General features: G+C 43.7%; 17 protein-coding genes, 2 tRNA genes and 1 other RNA gene. 4 read left to right on the forward strand and 16 right to left on the reverse strand.

Annotation, left to right across the window (positions count from 1 at the left end):
- Positions 1-91 precede the first annotated feature (91 nt).
- From CVV21_04040 to CVV21_04115, 16 genes are all read right to left on the reverse strand, one after another.
- Complete coding sequence (locus CVV21_04040; protein PKL91929.1) at positions 92-670, reverse strand: hypothetical protein; 579 nt, start codon at positions 668-670, stop codon at positions 92-94.
- A 101-nt stretch (positions 671-771) separates the two neighbouring features.
- Positions 772-960 carry a hypothetical protein gene (locus CVV21_04045; GenBank protein PKL91930.1) on the reverse strand — a complete coding sequence of 63 codons (189 nt, stop codon included), beginning with the start codon at positions 958-960 and terminating at the stop codon, positions 772-774.
- A 123-nt stretch (positions 961-1083) separates the two neighbouring features.
- A tRNA-Ser gene (locus CVV21_04050) sits at positions 1084-1168 on the reverse strand.
- Between the two features lie 162 nt (positions 1169-1330).
- A tRNA-Ser gene (locus CVV21_04055) sits at positions 1331-1422 on the reverse strand.
- A gap of 62 nt (positions 1423-1484) precedes the next feature.
- Positions 1485-2054: a hypothetical protein gene (locus CVV21_04060; protein PKL91931.1), complete on the reverse strand. Its 570-nt coding sequence runs from the start codon at positions 2052-2054 to the stop codon at positions 1485-1487.
- A complete protein-coding gene (locus tag CVV21_04065) occupies positions 2041-3390 on the reverse strand; it encodes a hypothetical protein (protein ID PKL91932.1) in 1350 nt (449 codons plus the stop codon). Before CVV21_04065 ends, CVV21_04060 begins: the two co-directional genes overlap by 14 nt.
- Positions 3380-4150, reverse strand: a complete 771-nt coding sequence (locus CVV21_04070; GenBank protein PKL91933.1) for a nucleoside triphosphate pyrophosphohydrolase — start codon at positions 4148-4150, stop codon at positions 3380-3382. The genes CVV21_04065 and CVV21_04070 overlap by 11 nt, the downstream gene beginning before the upstream one ends.
- Positions 4151-5743 carry a carbon starvation protein A gene (locus tag CVV21_04075; GenBank protein PKL91934.1) on the reverse strand — a complete coding sequence of 531 codons (1593 nt, stop codon included), beginning with the start codon at positions 5741-5743 and terminating at the stop codon, positions 4151-4153.
- Between the two features lie 37 nt (positions 5744-5780).
- Entirely contained in the window at positions 5781-6227 is a 447-nt protein-coding gene (locus CVV21_04080) for a hypothetical protein (protein ID PKL91935.1), read from the reverse strand.
- Positions 6228-7580: an argininosuccinate lyase gene (gene argH, locus CVV21_04085; protein PKL91936.1), complete on the reverse strand. Its 1353-nt coding sequence runs from the start codon at positions 7578-7580 to the stop codon at positions 6228-6230. It abuts the gene before it with no gap.
- 22 nt (positions 7581-7602) lie between these two features.
- A complete protein-coding gene (locus CVV21_04090; GenBank protein PKL91937.1) occupies positions 7603-8820 on the reverse strand; it encodes an argininosuccinate synthase in 1218 nt (405 codons plus the stop codon).
- Between the two features lie 49 nt (positions 8821-8869).
- Entirely contained in the window at positions 8870-9811 is a 942-nt protein-coding gene (argF, locus tag CVV21_04095) for an ornithine carbamoyltransferase (GenBank protein PKL91938.1), read from the reverse strand.
- 39 nt (positions 9812-9850) lie between these two features.
- On the reverse strand, positions 9851-11041 hold the full coding sequence (locus CVV21_04100) for an aspartate aminotransferase family protein (protein PKL91939.1): 1191 nt from the start codon (positions 11039-11041) through the stop codon (positions 9851-9853).
- A complete protein-coding gene (gene argB / locus CVV21_04105) occupies positions 11042-11890 on the reverse strand; it encodes an acetylglutamate kinase (protein ID PKL91940.1) in 849 nt (282 codons plus the stop codon).
- 70 nt (positions 11891-11960) lie between these two features.
- Positions 11961-13331 (reverse strand): HslU--HslV peptidase ATPase subunit, encoded by a 1371-nt coding sequence (locus tag CVV21_04110; protein ID PKL91941.1) that lies wholly within the window; start codon positions 13329-13331, stop codon positions 11961-11963.
- Between the two features lie 9 nt (positions 13332-13340).
- Complete coding sequence (locus CVV21_04115; protein PKL91942.1) at positions 13341-13871, reverse strand: HslU--HslV peptidase proteolytic subunit; 531 nt, start codon at positions 13869-13871, stop codon at positions 13341-13343.
- 253 nt (positions 13872-14124) lie between these two features.
- On the opposite strand from CVV21_04115, the gene ssrS reads away from it, so the two are divergent.
- The 4 genes from ssrS (at position 14125) to CVV21_04135 (ending at position 19275) form a co-directional block, all read left to right on the forward strand.
- Positions 14125-14302, forward strand: a non-coding RNA gene (gene ssrS, locus CVV21_04120) — 6S RNA.
- A gap of 256 nt (positions 14303-14558) precedes the next feature.
- Positions 14559-16112, forward strand: coding sequence for a ribonuclease Y (gene rny, locus CVV21_04125; GenBank protein PKL91943.1), 1554 nt, complete (start codon positions 14559-14561; stop codon positions 16110-16112).
- A gap of 68 nt (positions 16113-16180) precedes the next feature.
- Positions 16181-16972: a TIGR00282 family metallophosphoesterase gene (locus CVV21_04130; protein PKL91944.1), complete on the forward strand. Its 792-nt coding sequence runs from the start codon at positions 16181-16183 to the stop codon at positions 16970-16972.
- Positions 16969-19275: a hypothetical protein gene (locus CVV21_04135; protein ID PKL91945.1), complete on the forward strand. Its 2307-nt coding sequence runs from the start codon at positions 16969-16971 to the stop codon at positions 19273-19275. Before CVV21_04130 ends, CVV21_04135 begins: the two co-directional genes overlap by 4 nt.
- Positions 19276-19296: the final 21 nt, after the last annotated feature.

The following is a 19296-nucleotide window of genomic DNA, read 5'->3' on the forward strand; positions in this document are numbered from 1 at the left end:
TCAAATCCGTTATTTTTAATAAATGAGGGCCGGTTACGCTCTCTTTATGCGATAACCGGCCCCGGGTATGGCATTATAAAATCACAATAATTTAATGTTTATGCCCCGATTCGCTTTCAGATTTAATAAGGCCGTGAAGATTTTCCACAAGATGTATGTAACTGATATACGCTTCAATGTATTTACGTCCCTGTTCCGGGCTTTTATCAGCGGTTTTGCGGAGCGCCACTGCATTTTCAAACCTTTTGTTTACTTCGGCAGTTATGTGTACCGCAAGCTTGTCCGTCAGTTCTTTGACAGAACCTGTTTCCAGCGCTTTATCCCCCATTAATACTGCCGCATCAATTTCTGTACCTTCAGGTTTTATACCGGTATATGAAGCTCCTTCACCTACTCTGTGCACTCGCACAAGGTTTTCAAGGAAATATTTTTCGGCAATTTCCTTCGCGCCGGCAGAAGCGGCTTTTTGAGCTTCCGCAAATATAGACTTTATCTCTTTTTCATCGCTTTTTTTAACCCATTTAAGAACCGGCGTTACATCGTTTTTTTCAAATGCAGCTTTCGCCTCCTTTATCAGCGGGCCTTCAATAGTGTCACAATGAGCTAAAACACTTGCCGAAAAAAGAACCGTTAAAACTAATGATAATGCTAAAACCGCTGTCTTCTTCATAATTTCCCTCCTTGTTTTTTATATATCACCATTATTGTAATATATTAGCGGTGTTGTGTCAAACTATTAATATTAACTGCATTAAATTCATTATCCCCTTATTATTCTTTATTAAACCTTTTCTTCATCGCCCTTGTCGGAAAAAGGACTGAATACTTTTCCCCCTGCCATTTAATGAATTTATCTGTACAGTCACTGCATATGTCATAACTGTGTTTTTCGTCAATAACAATATGATGGAATTGCGATGTATAGTTGTCTATCTCTTTTTCACACAGGCTGCATTTCATTTTATGTCCTTTGTTGTTTTTATAAATTATACATCGCAGAAATGACTTGTCAATGGAGGGCTGCCACAATCCCCAAAATAAAAAAGCCACAGGATACTAAACCTGTGGCTTTTTTATTTTATATGGCGGAGGACGAGGGACTCGAACCCCCAAGGGCTTTCACCCGTCTGATTTCAAGTCAGATGCCTTACCATTAGACTAGTCCTCCGAAGGCCAACTGTATAATCTTTTAAAAACCTCGGACAGCACAGGAGCGCTGTCCCTACAAGAGCTTTTTCTATGGCGGAAAGGCCATAGTGCCTTCTACCTTTAATTATCCTATCATATAAAAAAGGCCGAAGGTACCGACTCTTCCTTGCTGTAAATTTCATGGCGGAAAGGGGGGGATTCGAACCCCCGGGCCCAGTCACCCGGACCAACTGATTAGCAGTCAGCTGCCATCGGCCACTCGGCCACCTTTCCGCATAATAATGCTAAGTTAACAAGTTACACAATTATGTAATAAAAGTCAATAATATAAGGTATTATTTAACCTCTTTTTTCACATACTCTGAAGCTTCAACACCGTCAAAATAAAGGCTTTTCAGTATCATATCGCCATTTTTAACGGACGCCTTTACGTATATTTTCCCTCTGTATGTCCACATTACCCTGTCCACTTTGGGGGCAATCTTTTCATTCATAAACAGTTTATTATTAATAAATTCAAAACGCGCGTTCCCTTTTTCTAATATATCACCGGTAAGCCTTACAGTGACAACCGCTTCTGAAGATACTGCTGTTTTGTATTTTAACAGATATTTGACATACGCAAATCCGTCTTTATCAATAGCAAGTACCCCGTCAGCCAATTCATTATTTTTTAATACTACAGTTGCTTTTGCCGTATTGTTTTCATATCTTAATGTGACATACCTGCCTCTAAACGGGTCATAGGGATCAGCCGGGCGCACCAGAAACTTGTATTCAGCGCCGGAATTAAGCGCAAGTTCGCTTTTAATAATTGTGTAAATTGGAAAAGCCGCCTGCCCTGCCAGAAGGATTATTATGACAGCTTTAAAAATCTGAATATAGACAGGGTTATTTTTTTTCATCGGCTGATATCCTTTTGCTTATAAAGTAATTTGCGGCAAGAAATACAATTCCCATTATTATAAACGCAATGCCCCTTGCAAGCAGGCTTAAGTCCATATCAAGAAACCTGAGAACCACAAGAATGCCAAACAGAAACATCCCGGAATTCACGGTCATCATATGCCTGTTTTCAATTCCGAATTTTATTGTCACGGCGCTTAAGTAAACAATGTATATGTTTATAAAGAAAAGCACTGCCGCGACAGATACATCCCCCAGCACTTTTTCCGTTAATGCCACAAAAATATAACACGCAATAACAATTATAAACGACGCGCCGTAATCAAGTATCATTTTCTTTTTAGACTTAATTACATCTATCATCATATATAACGCGCATGCCGGCAGCAGAATAGTAAGAAGGTAATCAAAAATAGCGGCCTGCGCGAAAAACCTGGACGCGTTCCTGTAATGATTCCAGCCGATTGAATTCCACGCCCAGTCGTATGACAAAAGCAGCATCAGGATTGCTATGCCAATTGCAGAAAACCAGTTATATGGTTTTTTAACCGCGGGTTCATCGTCATCATATAAACGCGCGCTTAACATGTAAATAAAGCAGAAAAGCGATGAATAAATTATCATCCACAGCCCCGGCACGCATTTTTCAAGCGTAAGCCCGACAGCCGCGGTAAACGCAGCCGCGGTTATAAAAGATGTCCTTATTACAACCGGCGAATACCTGTCTTCAATAAATAGCTTTATGTAAAAAGGCATTGCTGCCGCTATAAACAGCCAGAACGCGGTGGCAAATCCATCGTGAATCTGAACCGCGGAAGCCCAGGCAATTGCGCCCGCCATATATAGAAAATATACCATTGGGCTTTTTAATACATAGATTATGGGAAAACCCAGCACAAGCCATATAAGAAAGAAGTCCGCTATTTCACCGTGAATGTTATACGTCTGTGAAATCAGCGATATTGTGGCGCCAATAGATAAAAACCAGAAAACAGCCACCCCTTCTTTCCATGATTTTCCCATTCCCTTTTTGTACGTAAGATAACCTGCGCCCATGCCAATGGCAAGGGGTAATAATGAAACCGCAATCTTAAACAGCCTTGGTATCTTGTCCCAGTTGTACCCGATTAAAAGTATTATGCCCAGCCCAATTAATACCGAACCCATCACATAAAATATGGCAAGTACGGGATTTAACGCGTTTTTATCCACAAGGCTGCCGTAATAATTTCTTATTTTTTCGGACACAGCCCCGGATACAACTTTATCAGCTTCCAGCCTTGGAAGTTCATCATAAAGCCATTTGACGTGTTTCCTGTTTTTGTTATTTACCATTATTTTTTCCTTTTTTTGTTGTGTTCCACAGTTTAAGCATCTCTTTTTCGCTTATTTTTTTATGAAGCCTGCCTTCTATTTTACCAAACCTTTTTATGAATTTGTCATTCGCCCTGTGAAGCGCTTCTTCCGGGTTTATCCCGCTGTAATACGCAAGCGCCGCGGTTACAAACATAAGGTCACCAAGTTCTTCTGTCAGCAATTTTTTATTTTTTGATACTATCTCTTTTTTAACTTCCCGGGCTTCTTCTTCCACTTTTTTGAATACGCTTGCCGCGTCTTTCCATTTAAACCCGGTTGTCACTGCCTTGCTTATAAGCCTTCTGCTGCGCAAAAGCGCCGGCATCCCTTTTGGCACGCCTTCCAGCACTGATTTACGTTTCTTTGTTTTCTTTTTTTGTGCTTCCCAGAAATCCTTAACCTGTTTGCCGGTATTAATACCCTTTTTATCGCCAAATACGTGCGGATGCCTTGATATTAATTTATGATTAATTCCTTTTATTACGTCATCAATATCAAATTTGTTTCTGTCTTTTGCAATCTGCGCGTGAAACACCACCTGTAACAATAAATCACCAAGTTCTTCTTTAAGTTCATTGTCATTTTTTTTATTTACGGAATCAATGACTTCATACGCTTCTTCTATCACATATGGAAGCAGCGATTTATGCGTCTGCTTTTTATCCCACGGGCACCCATTAGGGGCGCGCAGAGCGCGCATTATACCGGTCAGTTTTTCAAATTCATTATTTTTTGCCATTTATATCACCTTTTTATCTTTTGCCAGCTTTACCACATAAAGCGCTGTACCAAGCAGCAGAAATGACAGTATTGCAAGCGGGTAGTTTTTTGCCGTAAAATTCTTTGCCATAAGAAAAGCAATCGCTGATATTGTGACAAGAAACATAAATACCGCGGGTATCTTTACAAACAGGTTGTTTTCTTTTCTCTTTGCAAAGTACGCGGTCACGGCCAGAAGCGCAAGGCATGCCAGAAGCTGGTTGGCGGAACCGAACACGGGCCATATTGCCATAGTACCGCTTTTATTAAAAGCGAACAGAGCGGCAACCCCCACTGTTATTGCGGTCGCTAAATACATATTTCCAAGTACAGGGTTATTGGTATTTTTAACTTCAAAAAGTTCCTGAAAAGTGTACCTGCCAAGCCTTGCCGCCGTATCAAGTGTGGTAAGCGCGAACGCGCTTATCACAAGGGCGCAGAAAGAAACCCCTGCTTCAAACGGCAGGCCCATTTTCACGGTAAAAGCGGCTATTCCTTTTATAAATATCTCTTCAGGCTTGCCCACCGACAAAGACAGCATATAGTTCTGCTGTGTCAGCATAGCCGCGGTGATAAGCGCAATTACCGCAAGCATGCCTTCAAGCAGCATTCCGCCGTATCCTACAAACTGCATGTCTTTTTTTGAATCAAGCTGTTTGGATACCGTACCTGACGCAACAATTGAATGAAACCCGGAAATAGCCCCGCATGCAACAGTTACAAAAAGTATCGGAAACATATACCCCACATTTTTTACGTTGAATCCGGTAAACGCAGGAAGTGATATTTCCGGCCTGTATGCTATTACACCGGCAAACCCGGCAATTATTATCATGTAAAGAAGGAAAGAATTCAGATAATCCCTTGGCTGCAGAAGTATCCAGACAGGCGTGACAGAGGCTATAAAGATGTACGCGAATAATATTAAGACCCATACAGTATAAGTAAGTTTTGCCGGGAACACCCCTCCAAACGCTATTCCCGCCAGTAAAAACAAAACCCCTATTACAGTGGAAATAAACAGCGGCGCCTTTTTAACATACACCGCATACCCAAACAGCACGGCAATTAACATAAAAGCGCCCGAAGCTGTTGCCACCTGCGGATAAGCCGTAAAGGTGTTGGCCACAACAATGGTAAAAACCGCAATTATAAGAACAAGCGCAAGCCATGTAAAGACAAGAAAAACCCTTTTGCCGGCTTTGCCAAGATACTCTTCCATAAGCCCGCCGATGGACTTGCCGCCGTTTCTTACCGACACGACAAGCGACGCAAAATCGTGAACCGCCCCCATAAAAATATTACCCAATATTATCCATAAAAAAACCGGCAGCCAGCCGAACATGGCGCCGGCTATCGGACCCACAATGGGCCCCACGCCCGCAATTGACGCAAAGTGGTGTCCTAAAAGCACGTACCTTTTTGCGGGTTCAAAATCCACGCCGTCGCGCTGTTCATGCGCCGGGGTTTTTTTTGTATAATCAATTTGAAATTTGCGCGCTATCCACCTGCCATAAGTATGGTAGGCGGTTATAAACAAAGCCGCGGCAATAAGCATAAGCAAAAGTCCCATTAATCATCCCTCCGTAATAATTGATAGAATCTTTCTATTATTTTTTGGCCCAGGTATCTTCCTGGTGGAATATTTCACGCATTTCAAACTTTTTAACTGCCCTGAAAATAAAAAAATATCCAAGAGGATGCACGTTGTTTGACAACAGATCCGGTATCATATGGGAAAGGTATGCTATAGTAAACACGGCGGCAAATGTAATCGCTTCGCCACCGATTAAAAGCCCAATTATCCAGGCAATAGGGACGTATTCCAGACAATGAAAAACAATATGAAGTTTTTTAAAATCCCCGGTGTATGATTTAATAAACATGTGCTTAAAGTCAAATTTTCTTTCTTCCCTGACATAGTCCCAGACATGGTCCACGTCTATCAGAAACCCAAGAAAAAGTGACATTAATAAATACCACACATTATAACCTGTTAACACCCACAGGCTGATGCTTGTAGGCACTGCCACAATTGCGTGCTGTGACGCCTTCATTTATTTAAGGAACCTTTCCGCGTCTGCAATCTGTTTTGTAACACTTTTAACAGAAGGCGACCCTGCCGTTTTCTTCATGTTTACGGATTTTTCCGGGCTTAATGACGCTATCATTTCCGCGTTAAGTTTTGGCGATATTTCCGCCAGTTCCGCCTTTGAAAGCTGCGTGAACTGTTTTTCTTTTTCCACACAGTAACCGACAAGTTTTCCCGTGATTTCGTGCGCGTCCCGAAAAGGCACACCCTGTTCCACAAGGTAATCTGCCACGTCTACGGAATACATAAAAGTATTTTCGTTATTATCTTTTTTAAACGCTATGTTATCAATAAGCCTTGCAGCTATGTGCAGGCATGACTTTATTTCATCCAGTGACCTGAAAAGCGTCACTTTATCTTCCTGCATATCCTTATTGTATGTAAGCGGAAGCCCTTTCATCATTGCCAGCATGGATAATAGATTTCCCATAAAACCGGCTGACTTACCCCTTAAAAGTTCGGCTATGTCGGGGTTCTTTTTCTGCGGCATAAGGCTGCTGCCTGTGGCAAACGAATCATCTATGTCAATTAAGTTAAATTCTGTTGTCGCGTACATTATAATCTCTTCTGCCATGCGTGAAAGATGAACAGATGACAATGAGCAGAAGTAGCAGAAATCCGCGGCAAAGTCCCTGTCAGAAACACCATCCATGCTGTTGGCGGAAATATTCTTAAACCCAAGCGCTTTTGCGGCGTACGCGCGGTCTATCGCGAAATTGCTGCCCGCTATCGCGCCGGAACCAAGCGGCATTACCGACACCCTCTCCCTGAAAGTATTAAGGAGTGTAAGGTCGCGTTTGAACATTTCAAAATACGCCATTGCCCAGTGCGCGGCAGAAACATACTGCGCCTGCTGCATGTGCGTATAGCCTTTTATAAAACTATTTGTATTCTTCTTTGCCAGCTTTAGCAGCGCTTTCAATAACAACTTTAATTCTTTTTCTATAAGCGCGCTGTCTTCTATCACATACAGGCGGGTGTCCGTGGCTACAAGGTCATTCCTGCTGCGTCCGGTGTGAAGTTTTTTGCCGGCGTCCCCGATAAGCGCGGTTAATTCCATTTCCACCGCGGAATGCACGTCTTCATATTTGGAAAAATCTATGCGGCTCTCCATGGCAAGCACTTTTTTCAGCCCTGACGTTATCTTTTTTTCCTCCGCGCCGGTAATTATGCCCGCGCGTGAAAGTGCGCCCGCGTGCGCTATGCCCGCGGCCACGTCATGCTTAAAAAGCCTTTTATCAAATGACACCGACGCGTTAAATTTGTCCGCTTCCGGATCTATCTGTTTTTTGAACCTGCCCTGCCATGTCTTCGCCATTTTTCACCTTTGTAAAATATATTTATTTTTTCTTCCTGTTTATCTGGTTGAAAATCTTAAGCTGCAATCCGTAAAGGTTAATGAACCCTTTGGCGTCTTTCTGAGAATAAACTTCGTCTTCTTCAAATGTCGCGTAAGCCATTGAATACAGGCTGTTAGGCGATGTCTTGCCCGCCGGTATTACGTGGCCTTTAAAAAGTTTAAGCTTTACGTCGCCGGTCACCGTTTCCTGTGTCTTGTCAATAAAAGCGGAGATGGCTTCCCTTAAAGGCGCGAACCACATTCCATTATATATCAGTTCCGTGAATTTAAGTTCCAGCTGCTGTTTATAGTGCGCGGTGTCCCTGTCCAGCGTAATTTCTTCCAGTTCTTTATGCGCGGCAAATAAAAGCGTTCCGCCGGGTGTTTCATATACTCCCCTTGACTTAATGCCTACAAGCCTGTTTTCAACCATGTCCACAAACCCTATGCCGTGCTTTCCGCCAAGTTCGTTTAATTTTGTGATAAGCGCAACGGGCTCCATTTTTTTGCCGTTAATCCCGACAGGAATCCCTTTCACAAAATTAATTGTGACATACTGCGGCGTCTCTGCCGCGTTTTTAATTGTGGATATCCTGCTTAACACTTCTTCCGGACACTCTTTAGCCGGGTCTTCAAGTATTCCGCCTTCGTGCGAGATATGCCATAAATTATCGTCTTCCGAATATGGTTTCTTTTTTGTGACAGGTACCGGCACTCCGTGCGCTTTGGCGTAATCAATGGCCTCTGACCTTGAACGGATTGTCCAGTTGTCATCTTTCCACGCGGCTATAATAGTAAGCTGCGGCGCAAGCGCTTTATACGTAAGTTCAAAACGCACCTGGTCATTTCCCTTGCCTGTGGCGCCGTGTGATACCGCGTCCGCCCCTTCTTTTAATGCTATTTCCACCTGCGCCTTGGCGATTATCGGCCTGGCAATGGATGTGCCCAGCAGATATTTGCCTTCATAAACCCCGCCTGACTTTATCATAGGGAACACGTATTCTTTCATGAATTCTTCTTTTTTATCAAGCACGTACACTTTATCCGCGCCGCTGGCTATGGCCTTTTTTTCCGTGGCTTTAAAATCATCCTTCTGGCCCACGTCCACCACGCACGCTATTACTTTACAGCCGTATGTTTCTTTTAACCACGGCACGATTACGGATGTGTCAAGCCCGCCCGAATACGCAAGTACAACCTTATTTACTTTCTTTGCCATTTTCTTTTCCTCGCTTTTTAGTTTTATAAGCCGCCATTTTGGGGCGGTTTTATTTATTTCCCATCAGCAGAGCCATTACGCCTTTTTGCACGTGCAGCCTGTTTTCCGCTTCATCAAAAACCACCGACTGGGGCCCGTCTATAACCTCTGCCGATATTTCTTCGCCCCTGTGCGCTGGCAGGCAGTGCATTACAATAGCGTCTTTTTTTGCAAGCCTTACAAGTTCCGAATTTATCTGAAACCCGGTAAAGTCTTTTTTTCTTTTTTCCGATTCCTCTTCCTGCCCCATGCTTGTCCAGACATCGGTGTAAATTACGTCCGCGTTTTCAACAGCCGCGCGCGGGTCATTTGTAAATATAAGATCTGTCCCGTTATCAGCTGCGGATTTTTTTGCCCTGGCAAACACTGCCGGGTCCGGTTCGTACCCTTTTGGGGAAGCCACCCTTAAATTTAAATCCGCTTTGGGCGCTCCAAACATCCATGAATTGCAGACGTTATTGGCATCGCCCACGTAGGCAACTGTAATTCCCTTTAATACTTTCTTCTTATCTTTTATGGTAAGTATGTCCGCCAGTATCTGGCAGGGATGCGTAAAATCAGTAAGCCCGTTTATAACCGGTATGGTCGCGTTTGCCGCAAGTTCTTCCACTTCGCTGTGGTCATACGTCCTTATCATTATGCCGTCCAGATAGCGCGATAAAACCCTTGCGGTATCCGCCACTGTTTCGCCGCGTCCAAGCTGAAGTTCGCTTGGGCTTAAGTACAGCGCCGCGCCGCCAAGCTGAAACATCCCGATTTCAAAAGAGACCCTTGTGCGCGTGGAACTTTTTCTGAAAATCATTCCCAGCGCTTTTCCAAGAAGGGGGACAAACATCTCTCCGCTTTTCTGCTTTTCCCTGATATTCTCTGATACTGAAAGTATAAGAGAAATTTCATCCTTTGTGTATTCATCAAGCGTCAGCAGGTCTTTTTTTGAAAGTTTGTTAATCATTATTACCTCCGGATATTTTCTTTCTTCTTTAAAAACATATCATGCAAGCGACCGGTTGATTACCTTTACGGCTTTATCAGCCTGCTTTTGCGTTATTATCAAAGGCGGCACAAGCCTTAAAACATTTGGCTTGCACGCGTTAATGATAACTCCCTGTTTAAACGCCCTTGCCGCGGCTTCATTCGCGTTATCGCCTGTAAGTTCAACACCTATAATAAGCCCCATTCCTCTTATATCCTTAATTACAGGGTTATTAAGTTTCTTTAAATCTTTCATTAACTTATTGCCCTTTGTCAGCGCCATTTTTAACATTGATTTTGTGTTTACCTGTTTCAATACCGCATAACCTGCCGCGCACGCCACGGGATTTCCGCCCATTGTTGTGCCGTGGTCGCCCACTGTATAGACATCTTCAAGTTTTTCAGAAATTATAACAGCTGACAGCGGAAGCCCGCCGCCTAAACCTTTTCCAAGGGTCATCATATCGGGTTCAAACCCAAAGTTCTGATACGCAAAAAGTTTTCCCGTGCGGCCAAGCCCTGTCTGCACTTCATCCGCGATTAAAAGGACATTCTTTTTTTCGCACAGCGCTTTTAATTCCTTAAAATAGTTTTTATCAGGAAACAATACGCCGCCTTCCGCCTGAATGGGTTCTACCAGGACAGCGGCGGTCTTGTCATCTATAAGTTTTTCCACGGAAGAAATATTATTAAAGTCCGCGTACATAAACCCTTCGGGAAGCGGCTTTAAATATTTGTGGAATTTTTCCTGCGCTGTTGCCGTAAGGGCCGCGATTGTCCTGCCGTGAAAACTGTTGCGCATTGTTATAACTTTATAAGCGCCGTTTTTATGCAGCATTCCCCACTTGCGGACAATCTTAATTGCCACTTCTGTGGCTTCCGCGCCGGAGTTTACGTAAAAGACCTTGCTGCCGAAAGAATTTTTTACAAGCAGTTCCGCCAGTTTAATCTGATTTTCGCTGTAAAACCAGTTGGAAGTGTGAGTGTACTTTTTTATCTGCGCTGTCATGGCGGCGTTGACCACGGGATTATTATAGCCAAGCAGGTTTACAGCAACACCCGCCAGAAGGTCTATATACTTTTTCCCGGCAGTATCTGTAATTTCCGCGCCTTTCCCCTTTGCGAAGACCGCGTCGTAGCGCTTGAAAGTATTGCCTATGTATTTTTTATCGTCAGCTTTTAATTTGTTATTCATATTTTTATCCGGCACTTATTTAACTATTTCCGTGCCTGTCCCCTCCTTGGTGAATATTTCAAGAAGCATAGAATGTTCTTTTGTACCGTTTATTATGTGCACTTTTTTAACGCCCGCTGCCACTGTTTCTTTCGCGGAATTAAGTTTGGGAATCATGCCGCCTGTTATCTGTTTATTTTTTATATTTTTCGCAATGTCACCGGCGCGCAGCGTAGCCACATATTTGCCGTTAATTTTAACGCCGTCAGTATCCGTAATATAAATAAGTTTGTCGGCTTTCAGCGCCTTTGCCACTTCTGCCGCCGCTAAATCCGCGTTTATGTTATAACCGTTGCCCTGCGCGTCCGTGCCTATAGGCGCTATTACCGGCAGGTACCCTTTTTCTTCAAGCGTGTCCAAAAGGCCGGTGTTTACTTTTGTCACTTCGCCCACAAAACCTATATCCACTTTACCTTCCTTTTTTTTCTTTGCTATAAGCAGGTTGCCGTCTTTGCCGGACAAACCAATGGCGTTAAGGTTGTGAAGGTTTAAGCTGCGGACTATATCTTTATTTACTTTCCCGATAAGCACCATGGACGCGATATCAAGCATCTCTTTATCCGTTACCCTGTGCCCCTGCACAAAGACCGCTTCTTTGCCAAGTTTTTTTGCCATTGCGGAAATTTCATCGCCGCCGCCGTGCACCAAAACCGTACGCACGCCTACGTAATTAAGCAGGGCCACATCTTCCATGAAGAAGTTTTTAAACTTTTCTTCCGCCATGGCGCTGCCGCCGTATTTTATAACAAACGTCGCGCCCGTAAATTTTTTGATATACGGAAGCGCCTCTGTAAGTACCCGTGCCTTTTCAATAGCGTTTACCATTTTTTTGCTCCTTGTTGTCAACCGTTCTACCTTCCAAGCCTCTAAGCCTCCAACCATCCAAGCCTCTGCCTTAAAGAATGTACTTACTTAAATCCCTGTCCTTCACCATATCTTTCAGCTTGCCTTCCACCCAGTCCTTTGTGACAAGGCGTTTTTCTTTTTTACCGTAAGGCGCGTCAAACAGCACGTCTTCAAGCACCTTTTCTATTATAGTATGCAGCCTTCTTGCGCCTATATTTTCCGTGGTCTCGTTTACTTCAAACGCAAGCTGTGCCAAAGCTGTTATTGAGCCGTCGTCAAAATCAAGTTTCACGTCATCTGTTTCAAGCAGCGCCGAATACTGTTTTATCAGCGAATTCTCCGGTTCTTTTAATATTCGCTCAAAATCGTTCTGCGTCAGGCTGCTAAGTTCCACCCGTATCGGAAACCTGCCCTGCAATTCCGGTATTAAATCTGACGGTTTGGAAACATGAAACGCGCCCGCCGCAATAAACAATATGTGGTCTGTCCTTACCGTTCCGTATTTTGTCATGACAGTTGTGCCTTCCACTATCGGAAGGATATCGCGCTGCACGCCTTCGCGTGATACATCAACGCCGCTTCCATGGGCATTACTGCTTGCAATCTTATCAAGTTCATCAATGAAAACAATGCCGTTTCCTTGCACAAGTTCAAGCGCTTCTTTTGTCACCTTGTCCATATCCACAAGCTTTGCGGTTTCTTCTTCCAGTATAATCGCCCTGGCTTCGCGTATTGTCACTTTTTTCTTTTTAACCTTGGCGCCGCCCAGATTTTCCATCATGTCCTGAAGCCCCATTCCAATATCTTCCATTGACTGCCCCGACATTATTTCAAACATGGGCGCCTGCCTGGGCCTTGTATTTATTTCCACATATTTATCTTCCATCTCGCCGCGTTTTAACTGCTGCCTGAATTTTTCCCTTGTATCCTTAAACCTTTCGGTTTCCTGCTTCTGCTGCTCTATTTCTTCTTCGGTCATCATTGATTTTTTCTGCTGCCTTACCGGCGGCACTAAAAGGTCCAGCAGCCTGTCTTCCACAAGGCCTTCGGCTTTTACTTTTACCATAGCCATATGGTCATCGCGCACCATATTAACGCCCGCCTGCATAATGTCTTTTACAATTGATTCCACGTCACGGCCCACATAGCCCACTTCGGTAAACTTTGACGCTTCCACTTTTATGAAAGGCGCGCGTACAAGTTTTGCAAGCCTGCGCGCAATTTCTGTCTTACCCACGCCGGTGGGCCCTATCATCAGAATATTTTTCGGCGTCACTTCTTCCTGCATATCAGCCGGAAGTTTCTGACGCCTTATCCTGTTGCGCAGCGCGACTGCCACGGCTTTTTTTGCATTATCCTGCCCTATAATATATTTATCAAGCTGTTCAACTATCTCTTTTGGTGTAAATTCTTTTGCCATCATATGCCCCTATAGTTCTTCTATTGTGATGTTATCGTTTGTGTAAATACAGATTTCCGAAGCAATCTTCATTGATTCAGCCACAATTTCACGCGCGGACTTATCCGTAAACCTGCTCATCGCGCGCGCCGCGGCAAGCGCGTATGTGCCGCCGGAGCCGATTGCCGTAATTCCGTCTTCAGGCTCTATTACTTCGCCGTTGCCGGATACAACATATGTCTTTTCGCTGTCTGCCACTATTAAAAGCGCGTCAAGCTGCTTTAACATCTTATCCGTGCGCCAGTCTTTGGCAAGTTCCACGGCCGCCCTTTGAAGCAGCCAGTTATGTTCCTTTAATTTCGCTTCAAACCTGTCAAAAAGGGTGAATGCGTCCGCGACCGAACCCGCAAAACCCGCGATTATTTTATTCTTTCCTTCAATGGTGCGGACTTTTTTGGCGCTCTGCTTCATTATAGTATTGCCCATTGTCACCTGCCCGTCGCCGCCTATGACCGTCTTTCCGTTTTTCCTGACACAAAGTATCGTTGTCGCGTGAAACATATTTTCCTCCAATATAATAAGGGAAATGTAGAATATAAGTATATCATAATGAAGGATTAAATTTCAATGGCTTTAAGGCCGCCTTAAATCCCTTTTCCTTATAATATAAGGGCTGATAATACCCGATTTACACAGCATCATAGCCGGCCGGCGGCTTTTTGGCTAAACTTTTTCAATTGACTAATCCCGCCATAATTGTTATTATTACCCACACGATAAACGTTGCTTTTTGAGACAGTATAGACTGATTAAATATACCCTGCTGCGTTCGTGTTGAGGTCATTAATTTTGGTCCAACGCCTTTAAACTAGGGAGCCTTTTATTTGTGCCAAGTGCACGCCCCGCAAGGGGAAGCCGGAAGCACAGATGTTGGCACCCACCTGTTGACAGGGCCCAAAATCCGGCTTCTCACGGCGATTGGCGGGGTTAATTTTGTGCGGCGGAGAGAAAAGAATAATGTTGATAAAATATATTAAAAAATCCGAAAATATAGGTAATAACACATTACCGGTTATCGGTGGCGTCCTTCCCTTTTTATATAATCAAGGGGCAGGAACCGTTTAATATTTTTTTTCACGCAATTTTTCTCTCCAAAAAACTCTTTTTTCTCCTCCGCGCAAAAACGGAATCCTTATATTATTAAGGATTAAAACAAACATTGGACAATTTTTGGAGGAGGTTTAGGAAATGGAGTATTTAATTGTAGCAATACTCGCCCTTATTGTGGGCGTGGCAGCAGGCTTTTTTGGACGAAAAATTTTCGCGGAAGGCCAGATTTCAAGCGCCAAGAAGTACGCTGAACAGATAGTGGAAGGGGCCAAGAAAGAAGCGGGTTCCATCAAGAAAGAAGCGGAACTTGAATCCAAAGACACCATTTTAAAAGCACAGGCTGACTTTGACGCGAAAACCCGCGAAACAAAAACAGAAATAGCCAACGTGGAAAAAAAGGTGCGCCAGAGGGAAGAAAATCTGGACAAGAAAATGGAAATAATTGACAAAAAAGAAAAAGACCTGTCCGTCAAAGAAAAATCCTTAACCGACCTGGAAAAGAAACTTTCAACACGCGACCAGGAACTTGATGCCGTAATAGGCGAACAGCGTAAGAAACTTGAAAACATTTCCGGCTTATCAGCGGAATCCGCCAAACAGGAACTTATCCGTTCCATGATGGACGCTGCCAAACAGGAATCGCTTTTAATGTTAAGGCGCCTTGAAGAAGAGACAAAAGAAACTGCGGAAAAGAAAGCCCGCGACATAGTTTCAATAGCCGTACAGCGCATCGCCGCTGACCACACTTCGGAAATCAGCGTGTCTGTTGTCCCCCTTCCAAGCGATGACATGAAAGGCCGCATCATCGGCCGCGAAGGAAGAAACATTAAGACCCTTGAAACAGCCACAGGCGTTGACTTTATCATTGATGACACTCCCGAGGCTGTTACAATTTCAGCGTTTGATCCGGTAAGAAGAGAGATAGCAAAACTTGCACTTCAGAAACTTATCCAGGACGGCAGAATACACCCGGGAAGAATTGAAGAAGTTGTCGAGAAAACAAAACAGGAAATGGACCAGCGCCTTAAAGAAATCGGCGAACAGGCCGCTATGGATGTGGGAATTCCCAACATTCATCCGGAAATTATCAAGCTTCTGGGTAAACTTCAGTACAGGACAAGCTACGGCCAGAACGTATTAAAACACTCCGTTGAAATGGCTTACATCACTTCCATACTTGCGTCAGAACTTGGAATTGACCCCACCCTTTCAAGGCGCGCCGCGCTTCTTCACGATATCGGCAAAGCGATTGACCATGAAATACAGGGCAGCCACGTTGCGCTTGGCGTTGATGCCGCAAGAAAATACGGCGAATCAGAAGCCGTACTTCACGCGATAGCAGCCCACCATAATGACATTGAACCAAAAACAATAGAAGCCGTGCTTGTACAGGCAGCTGACGGAATATCCGCCGCAAGGCCGGGAGCAAGGCGCGAGACTTTGGAAAATTACGTAAAACGCCTTGAGAACCTTGAAAAGATTGCATCCGCTTTTGAGGGCGTTCAGAGAACATTTGCCATACAGGCAGGCCGCGAAATAAGAATTATGGTGGAAGCGGATAAGATTGACGACAACAGGTCATTCATGCTTTCCAAAGAAATAGCCAAAAAGATAGAAGAAGAACTTGAATACCCCGGCCAGATTAAGGTAACTGTAATCCGCGAAGTAAGGGCCGTGGAATACGCAAAATAAATAATTAATAAACGTACCGGCGCCGTGTAAAAACGGCGCCGGTACATAAAAAGCAAGAGGTAAAGCAAATGGTAAATGTTCTGTTCATCGGCGACATTAACGGAAGGCCCGGCAGGGACGCTGTAGAACAGCTTCTTCCGGGTTTGATAAAAGAAAAACAGATTGATTTTGTAATAGCCAACGGCGAAAATTCCGCTGCCGGATTCGGCATCACCCCCGACGTATTCAAAAAACTTATGGCAATGGGCATTGACGTTATAACCACCGGAAACCACATCTGGGACAAACGCGACATTATCCCGCTGATGGATATGGAACCCGCCCTTTTAAGGCCTTACAACCTTCCACCGGGAAATCCCGGAGTCGGCTGCGGCGTATATGAATGTAAAAGAAATAATAAGAACATAAAAATAGGCGTTATTTCCATGATCGGGCGCGTCTATATGCATCCGGCAGACTGCCCTTTCAGGGCCGCGGAAAAAGCTTTAGCCGAAGTTAAAAAAGACACGCGCATTGCAATAATAGACATTCACGCCGAAGCCACTTCAGAAAAACAGGCGCTGGCCTTCTTTCTGGACGGCAGGGTTTCAGCTGTCCTTGGCACGCATACGCACGTGCAGACCGCCGACGAAAGAATCTTAAGCTACGGCACAGGTTTTATCACGGACGCCGGAATGACAGGGTCTATGGATTCCGTCATAGGCGTCAAAAAAGAAATCATAATAGAAAAATTTTTAACAGGCATGCCCGCCAGGTTTGAAATATCCGAAACAGACGTGCACTTTAACGGCGTGGTTCTTTCAATAGATGAAACCAACGGAAAGACAACTTTAATAGAAAGGATTGACATAAAAAAATGAACGCTATTGCCGCATCATTAATTCCGGCGCTTCTGTTTTTGTCATCTTTTTTCCTTTACCTTAAAACCCTGTGCCCCGGCGTGTATTTCGGGGACAGCGGAGAGTTAATAGCAATGGCGTACACCCTTGGCATCCCGCACCCTACCGGGTTTCCGTTATACATACTTTTATCAAAACTGTTTTTATATATACCAATTGCCAACCCCGCTTTCAGGATGAACCTGATGTCCGCCGTCTTTGCCGCGGCTTCAATTGTGCTTTTATATCACTGCGTGCTTCTGGTTTTAAGAAATGCAGAAGACAGAAAATTAAAACACATGGCAGCTGTTTTTGCCGCGCTGCTTTTTATGTTTTCATATACGCTGTGGTCACAGTCAGGCATTGCAAGAATATACTCCTTAAACGCCTTTTTCTGCCTTGCGGCACTTGGCAGTTTTTTAAAGTATTCAATGGAAAACGGCAGATTTAAATACCTTGTTCTGCTGGGTTTTATCACCGGCCTTGGCGCCGGGCTGCACCTTTCTTTTATTATATTTTCAGCACTATTATGGCTGTCTATAATTATATCCGAACGTAAAAACTTACTGAAAAAAATACCTGCAATAATATTTTTTATGGCCGCGGGCGCCTCTGTTTATCTTTACATCTTTATCCGCGGGCTGTCAGATACCGTCTTAAGCTGGAAAACCTTTACCCGCCTGGCTGACTTTTTTGGATACTTTTCACAGAAAGACTACAGCGGAAAAATGTTCACGCGCGACCTTTTAGGGTACATCACATTTCTTGGATACGCGGGAAAAACCCTGTTAAGGGAATTTTCAATTCCGGGGATGGCGCTTCTTCTTACAGGTACAATAGCCGCGGGAATATCAAAGTTTAAGCACTTCTGGCTTTTCATTATTATCTTTCTTTCCAACATACTGCTTCTGGCTTTTTACGGAGCTTTTCACGACCTGCAGCTGGCTTTCAGATACTTTATCCCTTCATACGCCGCATTATTAATTCTTGGAACATACGGGCTTTACACCCTTAAAAACAGGATACCGTCAATAAAACTTCAGGCTTTAATCTTCCCCGCCGCGATAATAATTGCATTGCCGTTGGCAATAATAAAAAATTACCATGAAAATGACCGTTCTTTAAATTATATGGCTGTCAATTACCCCGGCGACCTGCTGATGGGAATGCCAAAAAAAGCAAATCTTTTTTCAAACGGCGACAACCAAATATTTCCGCTTACTTACGCCAAGTTTGTCCTTAATAAATACAAGGACATTACCGTATATGACAGCGTAAACACCATATTCAGGGACATTGATAATTTAAGGGTAAAAACAGGCTCTTTAAAAGTGGTGACAAATATCCTTACCGCTTTTGAGCAGAATAAAAGTGACATTTATTCAACCACCAAGCTTGGAGCCCCGGTGCTTAACGAAAGTTTAAACGGATTGTCATATAAAATAACCCCTGATTTTGCCTATTCAAGCAATCTGCCCTGGAAACTTATGCCCCTTAAAAATATACTTTATGATGATAAAATTTATCACGAATTTGAACAACGTGAAGTGGCCGGCATTTACTGGTACAGGCTGGCGGAGATGTACCTGTCCGAAAATAACGAGGATCTTTTTAATTACGCCGCAGGCAGGGCGATTGATATTGGATACGACGCGGTGCCGGTAATAGGCAATATGGCAATTATAATTACCACCCCTCCCCTTTCAAATTTCCCTGTGGCGGAGCAGCTGGTAAAAAAGGCGCTTAAACTGCAGCCTTATAATACAGAGCTTATGTCTAACCTTGGAAGCATCTACGGCAATATGGGCAAATACAGGGAAGCGGCAGAGATGTTCGAAAAGGTTATAAAACTTGAACCAAATAATTTCAACGCGATGATGTTTCTAAACAAAGCAAAAGAACAGATGATGCAGGAATCCATGAAAAAAGCAATGGACAGCGCGCGCGACGCGTTTTTTAATGACGGCATGAAGCTGATGAAAGACAAAAAGTTTAAAGAGGCTGCTCCCTACTTCCAAAATGACCTTGAAAAAAATCCCGCCCTTGCGCGTTCTAATTTTCACCTGGGGCTTATACATTCCATAAACGCAGATTACAATAAAGCCATACCCCAGTTTGAAGCGGCGCTGAAAAAAGAACCCGCGAATTTCAACACATTAAACAACCTTGCCCTTACTTATATAAAGCTGTCCAAAACAGCCAAAGCAAAAGAGTACTTTGACAAATCCCTGAAAATAAACCCCGACCAGGAGCGTGTAAAACAGATGCTGCAGGATTTAAAGTAGTTAAAAGAAGGATATCAATTT

Source organism: Candidatus Goldiibacteriota bacterium HGW-Goldbacteria-1 (genome assembly GCA_002839855.1).
In the GTDB taxonomy this organism is placed as follows: domain Bacteria; phylum Oederibacteriota; class PGYV01; order PGYV01; family PGYV01; genus PGYV01.

What these genes read in the sequence shown, in the direction of transcription:
- argB (PKL91940.1), bottom strand. Translation starts at nt 11,890, where the DNA reads ATGGTAAACGCTATTGAAAAGGCACGGGTACTTACAGAGGCGCTTCCG.
- CVV21_04080 (PKL91935.1), bottom strand. Translation starts at nt 6,227, where the DNA reads ATGAAGGCGTCACAGCACGCAATTGTGGCAGTGCCTACAAGCATCAGC.
- CVV21_04045 (PKL91930.1), bottom strand. Translation starts at nt 960, where the DNA reads ATGAAATGCAGCCTGTGTGAAAAAGAGATAGACAACTATACATCGCAA.
- CVV21_04130 (PKL91944.1), top strand. Translation starts at nt 16,181, where the DNA reads ATGGTAAATGTTCTGTTCATCGGCGACATTAACGGAAGGCCCGGCAGG.
- CVV21_04075 (PKL91934.1), bottom strand. Translation starts at nt 5,743, where the DNA reads ATGGGACTTTTGCTTATGCTTATTGCCGCGGCTTTGTTTATAACCGCC.
- CVV21_04060 (PKL91931.1), bottom strand. Translation starts at nt 2,054, where the DNA reads ATGAAAAAAAATAACCCTGTCTATATTCAGATTTTTAAAGCTGTCATA.
- CVV21_04040 (PKL91929.1), bottom strand. Translation starts at nt 670, where the DNA reads ATGAAGAAGACAGCGGTTTTAGCATTATCATTAGTTTTAACGGTTCTT.
- CVV21_04070 (PKL91933.1), bottom strand. Translation starts at nt 4,150, where the DNA reads ATGGCAAAAAATAATGAATTTGAAAAACTGACCGGTATAATGCGCGCT.
- CVV21_04110 (PKL91941.1), bottom strand. Translation starts at nt 13,331, where the DNA reads ATGGCAAAAGAATTTACACCAAAAGAGATAGTTGAACAGCTTGATAAA.
- argH (PKL91936.1), bottom strand. Translation starts at nt 7,580, where the DNA reads ATGGCGAAGACATGGCAGGGCAGGTTCAAAAAACAGATAGATCCGGAA.
- CVV21_04065 (PKL91932.1), bottom strand. Translation starts at nt 3,390, where the DNA reads ATGGTAAATAACAAAAACAGGAAACACGTCAAATGGCTTTATGATGAA.
- rny (PKL91943.1), top strand. Translation starts at nt 14,559, where the DNA reads ATGGAGTATTTAATTGTAGCAATACTCGCCCTTATTGTGGGCGTGGCA.
- CVV21_04135 (PKL91945.1), top strand. Translation starts at nt 16,969, where the DNA reads ATGAACGCTATTGCCGCATCATTAATTCCGGCGCTTCTGTTTTTGTCA.
- CVV21_04090 (PKL91937.1), bottom strand. Translation starts at nt 8,820, where the DNA reads ATGGCAAAGAAAGTAAATAAGGTTGTACTTGCGTATTCGGGCGGGCTT.
- argF (PKL91938.1), bottom strand. Translation starts at nt 9,811, where the DNA reads ATGATTAACAAACTTTCAAAAAAAGACCTGCTGACGCTTGATGAATAC.
- CVV21_04115 (PKL91942.1), bottom strand. Translation starts at nt 13,871, where the DNA reads ATGTTTCACGCGACAACGATACTTTGTGTCAGGAAAAACGGAAAGACG.